Origin of the sequence: Nitrosospira sp. Nsp18 (genome assembly GCF_900103145.1) — a bacterium.
In the GTDB taxonomy this organism is placed as follows: Bacteria; Pseudomonadota; Gammaproteobacteria; order Burkholderiales; family Nitrosomonadaceae; genus Nitrosospira.
Window position 1 is genome coordinate 1 of record NZ_FMWY01000015.1, and the last position, 16,800, is coordinate 16,800.

The 16,800-nt window shown below is 53.4% G+C and carries 15 protein-coding genes and 2 tRNA genes; 7 read left to right on the forward strand and 10 right to left on the reverse strand.

What is annotated here, in order from left to right:
* The first annotated feature begins 586 nt into the window (after positions 1 to 586).
* Positions 587 to 724: a hypothetical protein gene (locus BLS94_RS14890; RefSeq protein WP_176767832.1), complete on the forward strand. Its 138-nt coding sequence runs from the start codon at positions 587 to 589 to the stop codon at positions 722 to 724.
* Entirely contained in the window at positions 711 to 959 is a 249-nt protein-coding gene (locus BLS94_RS15445; protein ID WP_090959544.1) for a DUF3850 domain-containing protein, read from the forward strand. The genes BLS94_RS14890 and BLS94_RS15445 overlap by 14 nt, the downstream gene beginning before the upstream one ends.
* 529 nt (positions 960 to 1,488) lie before the next feature.
* Here the strand turns inward: BLS94_RS15445 and BLS94_RS08300 are convergent.
* The 6 genes from BLS94_RS08300 to BLS94_RS08325 form a co-directional block, all read right to left on the reverse strand.
* Positions 1,489 to 1,562 (reverse strand) — tRNA-Cys (locus tag BLS94_RS08300).
* A gap of 137 nt (positions 1,563 to 1,699) precedes the next feature.
* Positions 1,700 to 1,774: transfer RNA gene (locus BLS94_RS08305), tRNA-Gly, on the reverse strand.
* 77 nt (positions 1,775 to 1,851) lie between these two features.
* Complete coding sequence (gene pgsA, locus BLS94_RS08310) at positions 1,852 to 2,424, reverse strand: CDP-diacylglycerol--glycerol-3-phosphate 3-phosphatidyltransferase (protein WP_025039798.1); 573 nt, start codon at positions 2,422 to 2,424, stop codon at positions 1,852 to 1,854.
* 247 nt (positions 2,425 to 2,671) lie between these two features.
* Positions 2,672 to 4,492 (reverse strand): excinuclease ABC subunit UvrC, encoded by a 1,821-nt coding sequence (uvrC, locus tag BLS94_RS08315; protein ID WP_090959547.1) that lies wholly within the window; start codon positions 4,490 to 4,492, stop codon positions 2,672 to 2,674.
* 5 nt (positions 4,493 to 4,497) lie between these two features.
* Entirely contained in the window at positions 4,498 to 4,686 is a 189-nt protein-coding gene (locus BLS94_RS08320) for a tautomerase family protein (RefSeq protein WP_025039800.1), read from the reverse strand.
* Between the two features lie 7 nt (positions 4,687 to 4,693).
* Positions 4,694 to 5,383: a uracil-DNA glycosylase gene (locus BLS94_RS08325; protein WP_090959550.1), complete on the reverse strand. Its 690-nt coding sequence runs from the start codon at positions 5,381 to 5,383 to the stop codon at positions 4,694 to 4,696.
* A 59-nt stretch (positions 5,384 to 5,442) separates the two neighbouring features.
* Here BLS94_RS08325 and efp point away from each other — a divergent pair, with 59 nt between their 5' ends.
* Complete coding sequence (gene efp, locus BLS94_RS08330; RefSeq protein WP_072766897.1) at positions 5,443 to 6,009, forward strand: elongation factor P; 567 nt, start codon at positions 5,443 to 5,445, stop codon at positions 6,007 to 6,009.
* 31 nt (positions 6,010 to 6,040) lie between these two features.
* Here efp and BLS94_RS15240 read toward each other — a convergent pair whose 3' ends face one another.
* From BLS94_RS15240 to BLS94_RS14895, 3 genes are all read right to left on the reverse strand, one after another.
* Positions 6,041 to 6,724 carry a porin gene (locus BLS94_RS15240; RefSeq protein WP_256325345.1) on the reverse strand — a complete coding sequence of 228 codons (684 nt, stop codon included), beginning with the start codon at positions 6,722 to 6,724 and terminating at the stop codon, positions 6,041 to 6,043.
* Positions 6,606 to 7,175: a porin gene (locus tag BLS94_RS15245; RefSeq protein WP_256325346.1), complete on the reverse strand. Its 570-nt coding sequence runs from the start codon at positions 7,173 to 7,175 to the stop codon at positions 6,606 to 6,608. Before BLS94_RS15245 ends, BLS94_RS15240 begins: the two co-directional genes overlap by 119 nt.
* 277 nt (positions 7,176 to 7,452) lie before the next feature.
* Positions 7,453 to 7,845 (reverse strand): hypothetical protein, encoded by a 393-nt coding sequence (locus BLS94_RS14895; RefSeq protein ID WP_176767833.1) that lies wholly within the window; start codon positions 7,843 to 7,845, stop codon positions 7,453 to 7,455.
* A gap of 461 nt (positions 7,846 to 8,306) precedes the next feature.
* On the opposite strand from BLS94_RS14895, the gene BLS94_RS15050 reads away from it, so the two are divergent.
* Positions 8,307 to 8,948 carry a Kazal-type serine protease inhibitor family protein gene (locus BLS94_RS15050; protein WP_218124770.1) on the forward strand — a complete coding sequence of 214 codons (642 nt, stop codon included), beginning with the start codon at positions 8,307 to 8,309 and terminating at the stop codon, positions 8,946 to 8,948.
* Between the two features lie 205 nt (positions 8,949 to 9,153).
* On the opposite strand, the gene BLS94_RS08350 is transcribed toward BLS94_RS15050, so the two are convergent.
* Positions 9,154 to 10,047, reverse strand: coding sequence for a DMT family transporter (locus tag BLS94_RS08350; RefSeq protein ID WP_256325347.1), 894 nt, complete (start codon positions 10,045 to 10,047; stop codon positions 9,154 to 9,156).
* 241 nt (positions 10,048 to 10,288) lie between these two features.
* Here BLS94_RS08350 and BLS94_RS08355 point away from each other — a divergent pair, with 241 nt between their 5' ends.
* The 3 genes from BLS94_RS08355 (at position 10,289) to BLS94_RS08365 (ending at position 16,790) form a co-directional block, all read left to right on the forward strand.
* Positions 10,289 to 11,173 (forward strand): tetratricopeptide repeat protein, encoded by an 885-nt coding sequence (locus BLS94_RS08355; RefSeq protein WP_090959555.1) that lies wholly within the window; start codon positions 10,289 to 10,291, stop codon positions 11,171 to 11,173.
* 374 nt (positions 11,174 to 11,547) lie between these two features.
* Positions 11,548 to 12,126 (forward strand): DNA-3-methyladenine glycosylase, encoded by a 579-nt coding sequence (locus BLS94_RS08360; protein WP_090959558.1) that lies wholly within the window; start codon positions 11,548 to 11,550, stop codon positions 12,124 to 12,126.
* Positions 12,127 to 12,707: 581 nt separating this feature from the next.
* A complete protein-coding gene (locus BLS94_RS08365) occupies positions 12,708 to 16,790 on the forward strand; it encodes a Tc toxin subunit A-related protein (RefSeq protein ID WP_090959561.1) in 4,083 nt (1,360 codons plus the stop codon).
* Positions 16,791 to 16,800 lie beyond the last annotated feature (10 nt).

A 16,800-nucleotide genomic window follows, 5' to 3' on the forward strand; every position in this document is an offset into this window, starting at 1 on the left:
CCGTGAAAGCCCCATCCTTCCCTACCATTCCTCACGGGTGGGAGGCGTCCATACCATTTCTCTCAGATGTTGGAGCCTCCTCAAAACCCGGGGCGGTTCATAATGCAATTTTCTTTCGATCAAGCCATGTCCCTCCAAAGCGCAACGCATTTCGGCGACGGAAAGAACTTTAACTTGGTCTAAAGCGTCATAAACCTTTCTCCTTATCTCAATTACCACCGCATCCCTACACTTCAAATCGTACCGAATTGCCCGCTACCCGATGTTTGCGCCAAAGTAGCAAAGCAGCAACTTATACGCCCGTCACCTTCCGTGAATCCTGGCACCAAGCTCCGCAAATATCCTGTTCATTATCACAGTAACGTCTTCCGGCTTCGTCATTCCCCCGAATCGGGCAGCAATTTACTCCCAACAAGCCGGATCCTTTAACCGTTCAGCAATCCCGATAATCGCAGCAGTCTGAGCGTGCTGCTCATGCACCGATAAGCGCGACAGCAAAGGATTCCCACTACTTCAGGCCCTGCCCTTATCCACACGTCGACGTTTACCGAGTGCTGGACATATTCGGCGTAATGGATCCATGTATTTGGATCCATGTATTCAGCACGCCGCAAAGAAGTTGCTTGTTGCTGGCAACCGGGGCGCGAAGGATGTCGGCAAGGACATCCAGGAAGCGATCGATACGCTGGAACGCTGGAAAGAAATGAGGGTTGAGGAATCATGAGACAGTACCACGACCTCAAATCCATTTCCGACCACTTCCAGCCGTCGGCGGAGGTATAAAGAGTTTTAAGATACGCAAGAATGACCGGAACTATCAGATCGGAGATACGGTAACGCTCCACGAGTATTGCTACGACCCCACCACCAAGCAAATGAAGGTTAAAGAAGGGCGAGATATTTACGTGACAGACGCAATGGTCGCGCTAGTGTACAAATGCGCTTCGGCAGTAACTTAGGATGCGATCGATCTGGCCTATTTAACCGGCCAACGCCCGGCCGACGTGCTTAAAATGCGATGGGATCAGGTCAAGAAAGAAGCGTTGTGGGTAGGCGAGGCTTCAAATCGATGTTGTCGGCGAACTCTCGCAACTGCTTGATCGCATCAAGTCACGCGGAGTCGTAGGTACAACCCTGCTCTGCGATCCGAAGGGGCAACAATTGAAACATTCGGGATACTTTCGTAGTCAGTTTAAACTTGCTCGTGATCCGGCAGAGAAACGCGCCGCAGAACTCGGGATTTAGCTTACCCTATTCCAATTCAGGGATCTTCGAGCCAAGAGCGCCCGAGATGGAGAGCATGTCTAAAGCACGGAAGTTGTTGTGCCACTCTACAGAATCGATGACTTACCGAATACGCCAGGGCGAGAGTCGGAGAAAAAGTCTCTCCGGTTTTGATCGCAGGTTATGCTAAACGATAAAAAGCGTAATTATGGCGAAACGTTTCGCCATTTCTCTATTCAATATTTTTGTAACTAATTGAATTGATGGAGGCGGGGGTCGGAATCGAACCGGCGTCCACGGCTTTGCAGGCCGCTGCATGACCACTCTGCCACCCCGCCATTGCTGCGTTACGCAAACTGGTTACATTGCACCGTTGCAGTGCGATAGGGAAAACTAAAAAGGGAAAACGGATTTCAGCAAGGGCGCAGAATATGCAAACGATGCCTCATGCAGATGAATCCATTTTCCCACTGACTGGAGCGGGAAACGAGGCTCGAACTCGCGACCCCAACCTTGGCAAGGTTGTGCTCTACCACTGAGCTATTCCCGCAAAAAAACAATCTGGCATTATAAGGATGCTGCTGTCTTTGTCAAGAAAAGGCGATGCAAGAGCAGGATTGGGACGTTTCAGCCATGCTTCAACGCCTGGGGTATTGCGACTTTAAGATAGTAGGCCATTGACCATAATGTCAGTACTGCCGCCAGATAGATCAGCCATGTGCCCACTTCCTGCGGGTTGAAATTTTCACCTATTTTTTCGTGATACAACAGCAGCGGAATGGCCGCCATTTGCGAGGTAGTTTTCAGTTTTCCCAAAAAGGAAACCGCCAGATTTTTTCCTTTGCCAATTTGCGCCATCCACTCGCGCAGCGCTGAAATGGTAATTTCGCGGCCGATAATGATAAAGGCGATAAGTGCGTCAAGCCTGCTCAGGTAGACCAGAACGATCAACGCCGCCGCCACCATCAACTTATCCGCCACCGGGTCAAGAAATGCCCCAAAAGCCGAAGTCTGGCGGAGTACTCTCGCAAGGTAGCCATCCAGCCAATCGGTGATGGCGGCCACGGTAAAGATAATGGTGGAAATCAGGTTCTGCTCGGACGGGGACAACCATGTCGAGGGAAAGTAGAATATGCCCACGAATAGCGGAATCGCCAAGATGCGCATCCACGTCAGCACGTTGGGCAGGTTAAGAGGCATAAGGATCAGTATATGCCATTAAGGTGCTGCTTTGATGAACCCGGTTGCGAACCTTCGATTCAAATTGTATTGTTACCCTGCCTCGTCGCGACACTGCTTTTTGCTCAAATAAATATTCCCTCTCATATCAGTCTATGGGGGGTCAACATTTTTGGATACGCCTCAGCGGCAATATGCTGTCCCAAGTTCGGGACGTCTATATGGCTGGAACTGGAATAGGCTCTTTGCAATCAGTGCACCTCTGCAATCAGTGCAATTCCCTGTAAATTTTTTCTGCCAGCGCACGGCTGATACCATCCGCCTGCTGCAATTCTTCAATGCTTGCGGTCTGCACGCCTTTCAGCCCGCCAAACCGCGCCAGCAAGCTTTGACGACGCTTGGCGCCGACGCCATCAATTTTCTGTAAACTTGAGCTGGTGCGGGATTTACCAAGTTTGGCGCGGTGGCCGTAAATTGCAAAACGGTGAGCTTCATCCCGAATCTGCTGAATCAGATGCAACCCGGGATGGTCCCTTGGCAATTGTAGCGGCTTTTCCGCTCCCGGGAAAATCAATTGTTCCAATCCGGGCTTGCGCGCTTCACCTTTGGATACGCCCAAAAGATTGGCGTCATTCAGCCCAAGCTCGACCAGTACATCTCGCGCAACGCTGACCTGGCCTCTGCCGCCATCGATCAGAATCAGATCAGGAAGACTCCCCTCGCCTTCGGCAACTTTTTGATAGCGCCGGGAAAGGACATCGCGCATAGCGGCGTAATCATCTCCCGGCGTTATGCCGGTAATATTGTAGCGGCGATATTCGCTGTTGCGCATGGCGAAATTGTCGTAAACCACGCAGGATGCGATAGTCGCTTCACCCAGCGTATGACTGATGTCAAAACACTCGATGCGGCCAAGACCCGACATATCCAGAGCCTGTTGCAAGGCTTGCAGACGCTCCTCCTGGCTGGCCTGCCGGCTCAGCATCTGCTCCAGCGCCAGTCGCGCGTTTTCCGCGGCCATATCCAGCCACATGCGCCGTTCGCCGATCGGATTACAGTTGATAACTACCTTATGGCCGGACTGCTCGGCGAGCGCAGCTTGAAGTATGTCCCGCTGAACTTTCTCGCCGACGATGATAAGATTTGGCACGCTCCGGTTGAAATAATGCTGGGTCAAAAAAGCCTCCACCATTTCGGGCGGGTCGTACCCTTCCGCATTTTGTGGAAAAAAACTCTTGTCTCCCAAATGGCGCCCTCCCCTTACCATGGCAAGATTGACGCACGCCCTTCCCCCACCGTTGGCCTCGGCAACACAAGCAACCACGTCAGCATCCAGCGCCTTGCCGCTATCGACGAACTGTTTTTCCCGAATTTTTCGCAGTGACTGAATCTGGTCGCGAAACAATGCGGCCTGCTCATACTCCTGGGAATCCGCGGCTTCCCGCATTTTTCTGGCGATGCTTTCCAGAACCTCGGTCTGTTTGCCCTGCAAGAAAAGCTCAGCGTCTCTGGCATCCTCTTTATATGCTTGGGCTGTGATCAGATCGACGCAAGGCCCGCTGCAGCGCTTGATCTGATAGAGAAGACAAGGCCGGGTGCGGTTGCTGAATACGCTATCCTCGCAAGTACGAATCCGGAATACTTTTTGCAGAAGCTGTATGCTCTCTCTCACCATCCCCGCATTCGGAAACGGGCCAAAGTAACGATGGTTCTTATCCAGTGCGCCGCGGTGAAACCCAAGCCGGGGAAAACGATGACCGCTCAATATCACGTACGGATATGATTTATCATCTCTAAACAGGATGTTAAATCGAGGAGTTAAACTCTTTATTAAGTTGTTTTCGAGCAGCAATGCTTCTGCTTCCGAGCGGGTCACCGTAGTTTCTATTCCCACGATTTGGGAGACCATCAATTGCATGCGGGGCCCCAAGCCGCTTTTCTGAAAATACGATGAAACGCGTTTTCTGAGATCGATAGCCTTGCCAACATACACCACCTGCCCTGCCGCATTCATCATGCGGTAGACTCCCGGCTGCGATGGCAGGCTCGAATAAAATGCTTTGGCGTCGAAAGTAGATTCTACCGCCAAGGCAATCAGTCCCCCTCACCCAGCAGTTTTCCCCCGATGGCCCAACTTTCGTGAGGCAATTCATCGAAAGCAATATAGGTGTAGGATTTCGGTTTGTGTGCGACTCGCTCGAGCGTATCGGTTATCTCCTGGGCAATCTGTTTCTTCTGCTCGCGGCTGAGCGTGCCGGCAATGCGTATGTTGACGTAGGGCATGGGTTAGTTAGTCTCCAGTTTTCTGATGAAAAGCCAGGTCGTTGCAAATTTTCGCAAATACCTGTTCGAACATCTCTGCGGTCAGACGCCGGGTCTGGGTATTGTAACGGCTGCAATGGTAGCTGTCATATAGTGTCAAGCTGTTGGGTTTCAAGCTATCGGATGCCACGCAGGCAGTTAATTCATGGACGGCACCATGGCCGAAAGGAAAAGCTTTTCGCTTGAGCCCCAGTGCCATGAGCGTTGCCTGATGAGCAACCCCGCCAAGAGCGAGCAGCGCGGTGCCGCCGTCTTTTGCGAAATCAGCAATCTCGGCTGCCAGGTATCCATTACATTGTCTGATCTCGCCTGGCTCGGGCTTGTTTTCAGGGGGAAGACATTTGACGGCGTTAGTAATGCGGCAATGCGTGAGCTGCAAGTTATCTTCCACCGAAGCCGAACCTTCATGGTTGGCGAAGCCGAATTTATATAAGGTCCGGTATAACAAAATCCCCGCAAAATCACCCGTGAAGGGCCGGCCGGTGCGATTTGCTCCATGCATTCCGGGAGCCAGGCCGATAATGAGGAGCTTGGGCGCCACATCCCCAAAAGCCGGCACAGGGCGGGCGTAATAATCCGGATAACGAATTTTTACCTCGTCCAGAAATCGGGACAACCGGTGACACTGGCGGCAATCCGCCGAGAACGTTGATTGCATGGGGTTATCGAGAGCTTTTTATAGTAAGATGCGCGTTTTCTTGATTCACTGGAACAACAATGGCTAAAGTTCTTGCAACGGAAATCCGTGTCGGTAACCTGATCGAGTGGGACAAACGCATCTGGCGCGTCCTAAAATGTTACCACGTTCATGTTGGAGGCCGAGGGGGAGCATTCATGCAGGTAGAGATGAAGGATATCGAAGCAGGCACTAAAACCAACCAGCGCATCCGAACTGACGACAAAGTGGAACGTGCTTTCGTCGAACCGCGCGACATGACTTTTCTCTACCAGGAAGGTGACAATTATATTTTCATGGATAAGGAAAACTACGAGCAATTGGGCCTGTCGCAGGAATTTCTTGAGGGTCAGTATGAATACCTGCTGCCGAACACGGACGTGCAAGTCAATTTCCACCACGATCGCGCAATCGGCGTACAGCTTCCCTCCAGCGTAGTGTTGACTATTACAGACACCGAACCCAACTTGAAAGGAGCGACCGCCACCAGTTCTTACAAACCCGCCAAGATGGAGACCGGGCTTGTTGTCATGGTTCCGCCATTCGTCCTCCAGGGCGAAAAGATCAAAATCAATACTGACAGCGGCGAATATATCGAACGGATGTAACAAGACAGATTCTCCCCGCTTCTCGCCCTCATCAAAAACTTAGCTGGGTACGGAAGGAAATAACGGAAGGACTGTCCCTACGGTTTGGTGTGCCGGCGCCCGCGTTTCCGAGTTCTGCTTCGGTAAGATAATAATTGAGCATTAATCGTATCCCTTCCCGAACATACCAGTTCACTCCCAGCGTGAGTATCTGGACATGACATTTGGTTGTGCCGGTGCCACACGAATTCTCAACCAGGCTTTGATCCTTGTTCTCGACAGCGTCATATCGTGCAGCAAGTTCAATCGCTCCCCATTTCCTGCTTGGCTTGGGCTTACCGAAAGCGCCGCGCTCTTTCCGGTAGACCGTCCTTTCACCGGTTACAAACCAGCTCGCCTGTACGTAATATGCCTGCACGTGAGAGTCCTTCTGCGCCCCCGCCAATAGATGAGTATTGTCAAGTTTTACGGCTGCGTATTCTCCTTGCAAATTGACAGGCCCAATCGCATAAGCTGCTTCCAGTGCCCACGTGGTCTCGCTATGATTATCAGATAAACCCGCGGCAGCACCGGCGGAGCCAAAGGATTGGCTAAAACCGCGGCGTCCACCATAAATATCAACCACTCTCGCCGAAAGTGATTCGGCATCTTCTGTATCGATACTGTAAGAGAAGCCAAAATGAAGGGTATCGCCTTCTTGCGAGCGGGGTACCCAGAACAGTCTGCCGCCCCGCATAAATGCCGGTGGACGAGGTCGAGGGGCGCTCCATCATCGTAATTTCATTTGAGCTGGTCAGTTCTTCCATGCCACGATAAGCCTTGAACTGGCCGACCGTGAGTTGACCTGGTCCGATTTTGGCGGCGACCCAAGCTTCCCGAAGGCTGCCAGGAAATGTTCCGGCCGCAAAATCGTTCTGAAATTTGAAGCTGAGATCATAAAATCGGGCGGTTATATCGGTATAGCCGCGGCGAAAATTGAAACCGCTGCGCGGCTGACCATCGGGTACCTGGCTTCCGAAAGCGGGATAAGCGGGATCAGCTTTGTCGTTGTCGAACGAGTGCACGTCTAGATGAGCGCGAGCGCCGAAAACCATTTCAAAATTGCCATCATCCGTCCTGATTTTAGGGCCATCTTTAGTGTCAATGACAAACGCATGAGTCGAGCCAATGTTTGCGCCTATTGACACAACCAGAGCGCAACATTTCAAGATTTTATTTATCGTTTCGGCTGTGAATTTAATTGGAGGGCCCCGGTTTGCTTTGTCTCTTTGTCTTTGTGGTGCGGAATCGCATAATTCGTATGTACATATGTGAACCCTGCCTTGGAGCGCCTGCCTGCCACAGGCCCATCATGTCGTTGGATGTGAGTGTAATAGAGCGCTGAACGATGGCGCATTGAACATTTGAGATGCGCCGTCCAATATCACCATGACCCATACTGAGCTTGGTATAGGAACAGTCCACTCAACTTTTTTCAATATTATCAGTAAAAACATTGGCATTGAATTGGCGTGGCGTGCAGACTTCCTGCGCAGGAGTATCGCGTGATGCCCGGTTATCCTGGAATTGAAAGCGTATTTGGTGTGGTACCGCACTGAAGAGTTGCGAGACGGCACGTAACCTTTTAAACACAGCAATATCGCTGGATAGACAAGAAGGAATAGCCATGAAATTATTCTCTACATCATCTTTTTTAGCTTTGGCCAGCACGGCGGTATTCAGCGTTGCAGGTATAGCGCAGGCCCAATACGGCGGCAGCACATCCGGCCAGGGAAGTTCAGCCGGCCCAAGCGGCTCTACCAGCAGTAGTTCTACCGATAGTAGCAGCGCTTCCGGCCAAGGTAATTCCCAACCCACTTCAGGTGGAACTGCCAAGCCTTATGACGCTACTGGCGCTACTGGCGGAGTGGACACAGGATATGTGGATCAGCAAAAAAGAGATGAACGGAACAGAGATGCTGCATCGCCGAGCAAAGATTCACACGTACCCGACTTCCCTGTGGATAAAGAAGGGAAGCCGAAAAAAGATCCCAAGTATGAGCAAGGGGGACCTATCGGTCCAAACTAATCCGATATAACAAAAATTGCCTCGGATTTCAGGCGTGAACATCTTGATTGCTGCGGCCGCAGGCCAATTCGAGCCGCAGCGCCATTCCGCAGGCTATGCTGTTGCCCGGTATAGGGCGCCGCCCTTGAGGTCTTCTTGAGATCCAAAGGTTTACCGGGTGCTGATCATTAGGTGGGTGGTAAGGTCTGGAGTGTTAGGCGCGCGTCGCCGGCCTGCTTATCCCTGCATCCTCGCTATTCCGTTAAGAAAAGTGAAAAAATTAATTTATATTTTTCTGGCAGGGTTCAGCCTCCTTCCAAACGCATCTTCGTTTGCCGAGGATGGTAATACGGCCGGTGCCGTTATTATCCGCGTCGGCAGCACCAACGACAATGTGGATCCTGCATCGCTGGAATTGGTAAAAAAAGCGGTCGGCAATGCCATTGCCTCTGATACCGTCGATACCTTCGATGTTTATTATCCCAGAGCGGATGGACCGACATCAACCAAGGTTGGCTTATCCGCTTGCGCGGAAGCAGGCCTTAGCTCAACACCGCGTGAATTTCGCAATTTCGTCGAGCAACTGCGTTCTATTCGTCCCAAACCCGGAACCTTTGTCAAGGTGGAATTAACGGATCGTTGCAAGGAAATCGAACCCATCGAGCCATTAGACTGTGGCGGACTTCTGGGAACGTTATGTCCCGATGCGCAATACTGCGAGGTCGGTGCCGGGCAATGCAAAATTCGCGATGCGCAGGGAACGTGCAAGGCCATCCCCAGCACCTGTACCAAGGAGCACAGGCCTGTTTGCGGTTGCGACGGCAAGACCTACGGAAACGCATGTGAAGCGGCACGCGCAGGCGTCTCCGTGGAGCATCACCAGAAATGCGAGCTCGAAGAATTGGTGCGATGACATACAAAGAGCAGATGCGGTCAATCTAAAGACAAGAGGTGAAGGCAGCAACTCGTTTATAAGTATTTGCTGCTCTTAGCCGGTTTATATTTCTGTTGGTGCACCGCAAGCCATTGCGTCCTCTGCCCGTGACTCGAGTGATTTGATAGTGGCTGGGTCAAGGGACCCCGGCAAAGTGCCAGTGCTCCATCGTGCTGGCTGTCATTCACAGTCCATCGCATTTGCTAATTTGCCTGGAAGCGCCGGCAGACTGGCGTAATCTCGCAGCCATGATACCCGCGGCTACGATCAAGCCCATGCCGAGCAGCGCGATTCCTGTCACCGGGTCGCTGAATAGCAGCACGCCATATACGTAGGACCATGCAATACTCAGGTACTGGAGGCTGGCATTGACGAGTATGCGGCCAGTAGCGTAGGCCCGCGTCATCAGCAATTGTGCGAGGGTTGCCAGCAAACCGACAGCGAGCAACATGCCGAGACCTTTCAGAGTATGGGCGTGCCAACCGCTGGCCAAGGGCACGACCGCCGCGCCCGCGCAGATACTGCACAACGAGAAATAAAATACGACACGTGCCTCCGGCTCGCCGGCCCTGCCAAGAGCAACTACCTGCAGGTAGGCCAGCGCGGTAAGCAGGCCCGACAGCAGGCCCATCAGGCCCGCGCTTAACTGATTCCCTTCCATGGCGGGCTGGAGGATGCAGATTACACCGGCGAAACCGGCAAGCACTGTACATGCCAAACGAATATCAACCTTGCCGCCTCCACTGAGAACGGACCTGACGAGTAGCAGCAGCGTCATCCAGATTGGGGACATGTAGTTCAATGTCACCGCAGTGGAAAGCGGCAAAGCGCTGATCGCATAAAACCAGAGACCGAGTGCGCATACGCCGGTCAGGCTCCTCCAGAAGTGCATTGCCGGCATACGGGTGCGAAGCGTTTGGCCATGTGCGCGCGTAAGCAATATCATGGCGGCTGTCCCAATGACGCCACGGTAGAACACGATTTCGGCTGTACTATAGTCCGCGGAAGCGAACTTCACACACATACCCATCGTTGCGAAAAGCAAAGTTGCGGCAATCATCAGCATGGGTGGCGACATTCTTCCTTCCTTTTCGAAGATGCGCGTTTTGGCGCTTGCCGCCTCGCCGACGCGGTGAGCTAACCTGTAAGATATTACAGCTATTCATGCCCGCTAATCCCGAGTTAAATTGCCGTCATTGTGGAAAACCGTTCACAAGCTGTAATCATTGTGGAGGTATAGTGAAGGCGGATAAGCAAGGGAACCCGCTGTGCGCCACCATGGCCCCAACGAATTCTCTGCAGAATGCGGAGGAATCCTTGTGACGCATCATCCTGGGCCGGTCACCGCGCAGAACAATCCAGTGGTGATGCGTTATGTGGAAAAGAAACATGCTGAAGCCGAAACACTTCTGGAAGAAGCGCTACTGCTGTCGAAGCAGCGAAGGGAAGGCCTGCGCGATCTCGATGTAGCAGCCAGCCTGAGCAAAACGGCCGAGAATCATCATGCTCGGGGAAACCTGGAGTTGGCTGCGCCGCTTTTTCTGCGTGCGTTGAACATTCGGGAAAAATCCCTCGGGCCGAATCATCCCGAGGTTGCTGTGAGCCTCCATAACCTGGCTACGCTCTACCGCGATCAGAAGCGCTATGCGCAAGCCGAGCATCTCCTTCAGCGGGCGCTGGAGATTTCGGAAAACAGGTTCGGGCCGGATAATCCGATTGTAGCGATATGCCTGAACAACCTGGCTGAGATGCAGCGCGAATTGGGGCAGTTTCAAAACGCAGCAATCCTTCTTGCGCGAGCATTGCAGATAGGCGAGAAAACGTTAGGCCCGCACCATCCCGATGTTGCTACGAATTTAAATAACCTTGCATTGCTTCATCTCGCGCAACGGCAGTATGCACAGGCCGAGCCACTTCTTAAGCGCGCGCTGAAGATTTCAAAAAAAACCTTGGGTCCGCATCATCCCGATGTTGCCACCACCCTGCACAATCGGGGTGCGCTTTATGCGGGCCAAGCTCGATATACGCAAGCGGAACGGCTTTATAAGCGGGCATTGAGGATAAATGAAAAGAGCCTCGGCCCAAACCATTTGAATGTAGCCATAACGCTGAAGAGTCTGGCCACGCTATATCGGCATACACATCAGCCAGAAAAAGCAGAATCTTTCGAAAAGCGGGCATCGGCTATTTCATCGATACGCTGATAGCCATTTTTAAACAATCGCGGAATCCTTTCATAAGCCGAAAATTCCGCCTAACCCGGTTGTTTTCTAAAAACGGTTCAACCTAAATCTGGCGGTTGGACGGGGTGGAGTGAGCGGTTTTTGGGGTGCAGAGCAAGGCGCAACGACGCGGAATGGTTATTCCATTCCAAGGAGTTGCAACGCAGCGCTGTGCCGCAAAAACTGTTCAATCCGCCCCGTAGCGAGCTCACCAAAAAAGTGAAGCTTACGTAGTACGAAAAATCCTTTTTCGGCCATAGCGCTTAGCTGACAAATGAGCGGTCAACTGCCGGATTTAGGTTCATACGTCCAGGAGACGGTTTCGGTTCTCAGGCTATCCGTATAAAATTGTTGGCATGAATACCAATGCGCCACCACTTATTGACCTTTTTTCCGCTTCCTCCGTTGACGTGGCTCGGTCCGTGATAGGTGCAACCTTATTTCTCGATGGGGTCGGGGGACGCATTGTAGAGGTGGAAGCATATGATCACGAAGATCCTGCATCGCACAGTTTTGGCGGGCCCACCAAGCGTAACAGTGTGATGTTCGGCCCGCCCTGTCGAGCCTATATCTATCGGTCCTACGGAATCCACTGGTGCCTCAATTTCGTTTGCCGTACGGAAGGACATGGCGCAGGCGTCCTGATTCGCGCAATCGAACCGCTCGCAGGGCTGGAGGCCATGCGGACGCGGCGCGGCCTTAACGAGGTGCGTCTCCTTTGCTCCGGCCCGGGGCGTGTCTGCCAAGCGCTCGGTATAACGAGTGAACATAGCGGCATGCCCATCGACGCACTACCATTTCAACTCACACTCCCCCATTCCGGGGAACAGATTTCAATCGTGACGGGCCCGCGCATCGGTATTTCAAAAGCCGCGGATGTGCCATGGCGGTTCGGTTTTGCCGGGTCTCGCTTCCTGAGCCGCCCATTTCGTTGACCTTGAATTACTTATCCATCCCTATCTCCCAATCTCGGCTCATGGAAAACTCATCGCCAGAAATCCGCTTCTAATCCCCGCTTTCTTCTAATTGCTGACGCTTTGGCTTAAATACTTCCCCGTTTTCTGGCAGCCTATATCCCTGCTCTTGATCGTTCAGAAACCAGCGTCGCTCGAACTCGGCGGGCGCGCCCATAATGTGAAAAACCAGTTTTCCGCTTGGGGTCGTGAACCTCGCTGATAATCGCGGACTGAACAGAACCCGCCTAATCGTGTCCTTGTCAGCCTTTTTGGCCCGATGATAGCGGTCCGTTTCTCACGTTTACGCATGTCGATACCGCCTCGATTCCGTTACCGGCAATTTGGGGCAACCTATCCTCTTGGGACACTCCTTCGGTTACTTTTTTATTGAGGCAACGCAGACACTACTTGCTTGCTATTTTAATGCTGTGATCTATAAAACAAAGGAAGGATGTTTTATACCCCTTTGAAGATATAAATATGCAGTCGAAGTGCGCTTGTCCGCTTGCTCCCTATAGTAAAAATAAATTTTTAACACGCCGATCAACGAGGAACCAGCTATGGCAACCAAGTACCTCAGCAATTATTACAGCTACAAAGTCGTCCCGCAGGTTTTCGGCTTCCAAGTAGCCGAAGTTGATCCGAAGTTGGCGCTGGAAAAACAGGTACAGGGGCATCTCGCGAACGGGCATCGTTATTTTTTCCAGGACGAGTTCCAGAACGCCCTGAGTGAGTATCAGACAGCCTACTCCCTGCTGCACAAGTTCCTTCATCCCTATTTCCCGGTCAACGTCACCGCAATCGCTACCTCGGTGCTCCAGCAGATGCAACTGACGGACGTGATGGTTACCGCTGCCGCTCAGGTTGCAAAGTACCGCTCTGCCGTCGCAGACCGTCCGATAGTAGCGCCCGGTAATCCCCCGCAGGAAATCTCGTCCATCGTGCAGAAGTTCGGTGGCACGGGGAGCGCTGTTGTGGCATCGTCTGCGTCGGTCCTTTATGAACAAGCTTCGACGTATCTTCAGGCTGGAGCTACCGCCGAAGCCCGGCCCATCATTCAGCAGGCGCTCGAACTCAATGGGGGACGTGACCGCGAACTGGAGTCGAATCTCATGGTCGCGTCCGGCATAGCGGCCGTGCAGCAAAATGAATTTGATAACGCTCGCGACAGTTTCGCGAAAGCATTCCTGCTTGCGCAGCGCACAGGCGCGGGTATTGAGCCGGCGAACATACCCGGCATGCCCGGCGCGGTGGTCGCACCCGGAACGCCCGGCGCAGCTGCCGCTGCAGCGGCCGGGCAAGCGCCGCAAACTCCGGGACTCGGGGCAATCAGCAACAATCTCGGTGTCGTGGCGGCCTTGGCCGGGGATGCGCGTAGTTCCGGCGCCGCTTTCCAGGCGGCGGGAGACTCCGTTCCCTTGTCGTTTGGGCGCACGCTTTCGCAACCACTCAACCCCGGTACAGCCACCGCAATGCAGAGGCCGATGGGTAGTGAGGGACTCGGCTTCATTCTTAATTCGCCGTCAGGTTCCAGCCAATATTTGAACGTATCACCGGCAGTTTCCCTCACCAGCGCCGCACAGCAGTTCGGAGTCTTCAAAGGCGACCAGACTATCAGTGTCGATCTGCAGGGCAATGCGGCCGCAAACCTGACAGCAAGCATCTACCAGCCACGAATCAACGCAAGCACGCTCGCGGCACTCGCTACTTTCGAAATCATCGAAACCAATTTCATAGCCTATATTCCACACACCTACGGCTTCACCATTCCGTTGAGTCTGGGCGATTGTCATCTGGAACTGGGCGACTATGAAGAAGCGATTACCTGGTACGAAAAGGCCCGCGACTATCAATACCTGAACCAGGCCATTGAAGCGCCGATGGTCTGGTTGAAGCTGGCCAATGCATACACCAGGTGGGGTAATTTTCTGTTTGAATCGGGTGAAAAGGCCGAAGCCAGGACAAGGTACGAACAGATCGTCCGTCTGACCGACCCCATCCTGGATCCGGCCTCGGCGCTCTACAAGTCGCCGGTGTTCGACGGATTGACGGCACAGGTACAAGCCATTCTCGCTGCGCCGCAGCCTTTGGATGCCGAAGTGCACAACCCGTCCATCGCAGCGGTGGTATTGCTTGCCAAACTCAACATCCAGAACATCGAGGATGGGATCGACTTTCCCTTGCTCAGCCTGGCCCGCGAGCAAGTCCCTGTATTTCGCTTCGACTATTTGCAAAATACCGCGCGCTATTTCGCCGAGCATGCGATTCAGGCGGAGCGGACTTACATCAATTTCAAGACCAGCGCCGAGCAGGAGGAATTCCAGCGCTCCATGCTGCAAAACGCGGTCGACCTGGAGGCGGCGAACGAACAACTCGAGATCAAGAAAGTTGAAATTGCGCAAGAACAGAAGGAAGCAATCGAGGCGAACCAGGCCTACGCGAATACGCAGCTCGAAAACGCGAGGGATCTGAAAACGGAATATGCAGACGTGAGTCTCGAAGAGATGGCTTTGGACTCCGAAATCACGTATGTCGGCGCGCCTACGACCGAATACGACTTCTCCGGCTATGAGGGATATGGAATCTCGAACGGAACCCACCGCGTCGATGAAGTGCTCCGTACGCTGACACAGCGTCGGAGCGAGATCTCGCGCGAGTTCGAGCTCAACAACATGGATCGCCGGATCAGCGAGTTGGAGGCTGCGAAGAAAGTCGCGGATGAGCAGGTGGACATTGCGACCAAACAAAAGGAGGCCGCCGATATCCAGAAGAACATTGCCACGCTTCGCAAGCAGCAGGCCGAGCAGCAACTGGCGCTGTTCGACTCGCAGGAGTTCACGCCTGACCTCTGGAACCGCTTGGCGAACGAGATTCGCCAGATCTCCCAGTCATACCTCAGCCAGGCTATCGTGATAGCACGGCTGATGGAACAGGCTTACGAGTATGAGGTGGGCAAAGCGGTGAATATCATCAAACCCTCGTACAACCGGAACGACCTGGCCGGTCTTCTGGGCGGCGATTTTCTGCTTCAGGACATCGATTCGTTTACCTTCATGCGGATTATCCTCGGCGAGAAAAAACAGCCGATGAAGGAAATCATCTCTCTGGCGGACCGCTACCCGGTTCAATTCCTGCGCGATTTTCAGCGGACGGGGACCATGGGTTTCCGTACCGAGCTGAGCGATTTCGACCGGAACTACCCCGGCGCCTACCTGCAGCGCATCAAGCGCGCCGAGGTGATTGTCGAAGGGTTGATCGGCCGTGGTGGAATACACGCGAGCCTGACCAACACCGGACTATGCCTGTCACGCATGCGCAAAGGGGGGATCAAGATGCGGCTGCTACAACCGGAAACGCTGCTGGTGTCGCAATATCGTATCGCTGCGGACGCTTTGATATTCACGCCGGATGTCGAGATGTTGGGGATCTTCGAACACAGCCCGGTCTCAACTTCATGGATCTTCGAGCTCAATCCGGCGGCAAACGACATCATCCTGAACTACATTACCGACATAAAGCTCGTACTTTATTACGAGTCGTTTTTTGATCCGAGCCTGAAGCCGAAGGTTCTGGAAGAGCTCGCGGTCGAGCAGATGAATGCCGGACGCCGCACCGTCGCACTCCGGTACGAGCTTTTTGACGAGTTCTTCGCGTTCCAGGATACCGGCGAGGTGACGTTCACGCTTCGATCGACCATGCTTCCTTTTTATCATACCGATCCGCGCGTACGCGAACTCACCTTCCTGATCGAAACGGACGAGGGCGTAGAGCCGGGGAACCTCATTGTCAAGGTATCCAGAGCGGATGGCACTGCGGCCACCCAGACCACGACTGCGGACGGCGCGCTTTCGACGGGTGGATCGAACCCGCTTAACGCGTTCATCGGCAAACCGTGGTTGCAGGAGTGGAAGATTTCGATTCCGATGGCGGAGAACCAGGCCCGGTTCGATGCCGGCTTTGCATGGTCGCAGGTGCAAAACATCGTAATGACGACCGAGTACGAATTCACTCCTCGCCGCATTCCCGGTCAGCCCTACCTGTTGCTGCTGGATCGCTTCGATGCGGACACGCTTGCGGATTTTGATGTTATCGATGATCCGCAAGCCACGGTGTCGGCGCCCTCGGACTGGGTCTTCAATGCTGAGGCGCATCGCATTGATCAGCTGTCGGATATCCATGGAGGTGCGTTTGAAGCCGGGGCGACAGGACCTGACAAGCCCGGTACCTACCTAGTTCGGAAAGCAACGGCCGCACTGCCGGCAGTCCAGAATTGCATCGTGGCCGTCGATGTCAGCTCTGAAGACAAAGATGGTATTGGCGTGGTGTTCCGCTGGCAGGACGCGGACAATTTCTACTACTTCCTGATGGACCAGGAGCGCAACTATCGGCGGATGGGCAAGAAGGTCGCCGGCGTATTCCAGGAACTCGATACCGCCGCGCTCGATGCGACTCGCGGATACGACGCCGGTACAAGCTATGCGTTGAAGGTACGCATCAGTGGAACCCAGTTGAATGCGTACCTGAATGACGAACTGGTATTGTCAGGGCAGGATGCATCGCTACCTAACGCAGGGCGTGCCGGGCTGTTCTGCTGGGGCAGCGCGGGAGCACACTTCGACAACTTCCGCATCGTCGATCTCTGAAATAAGAGGA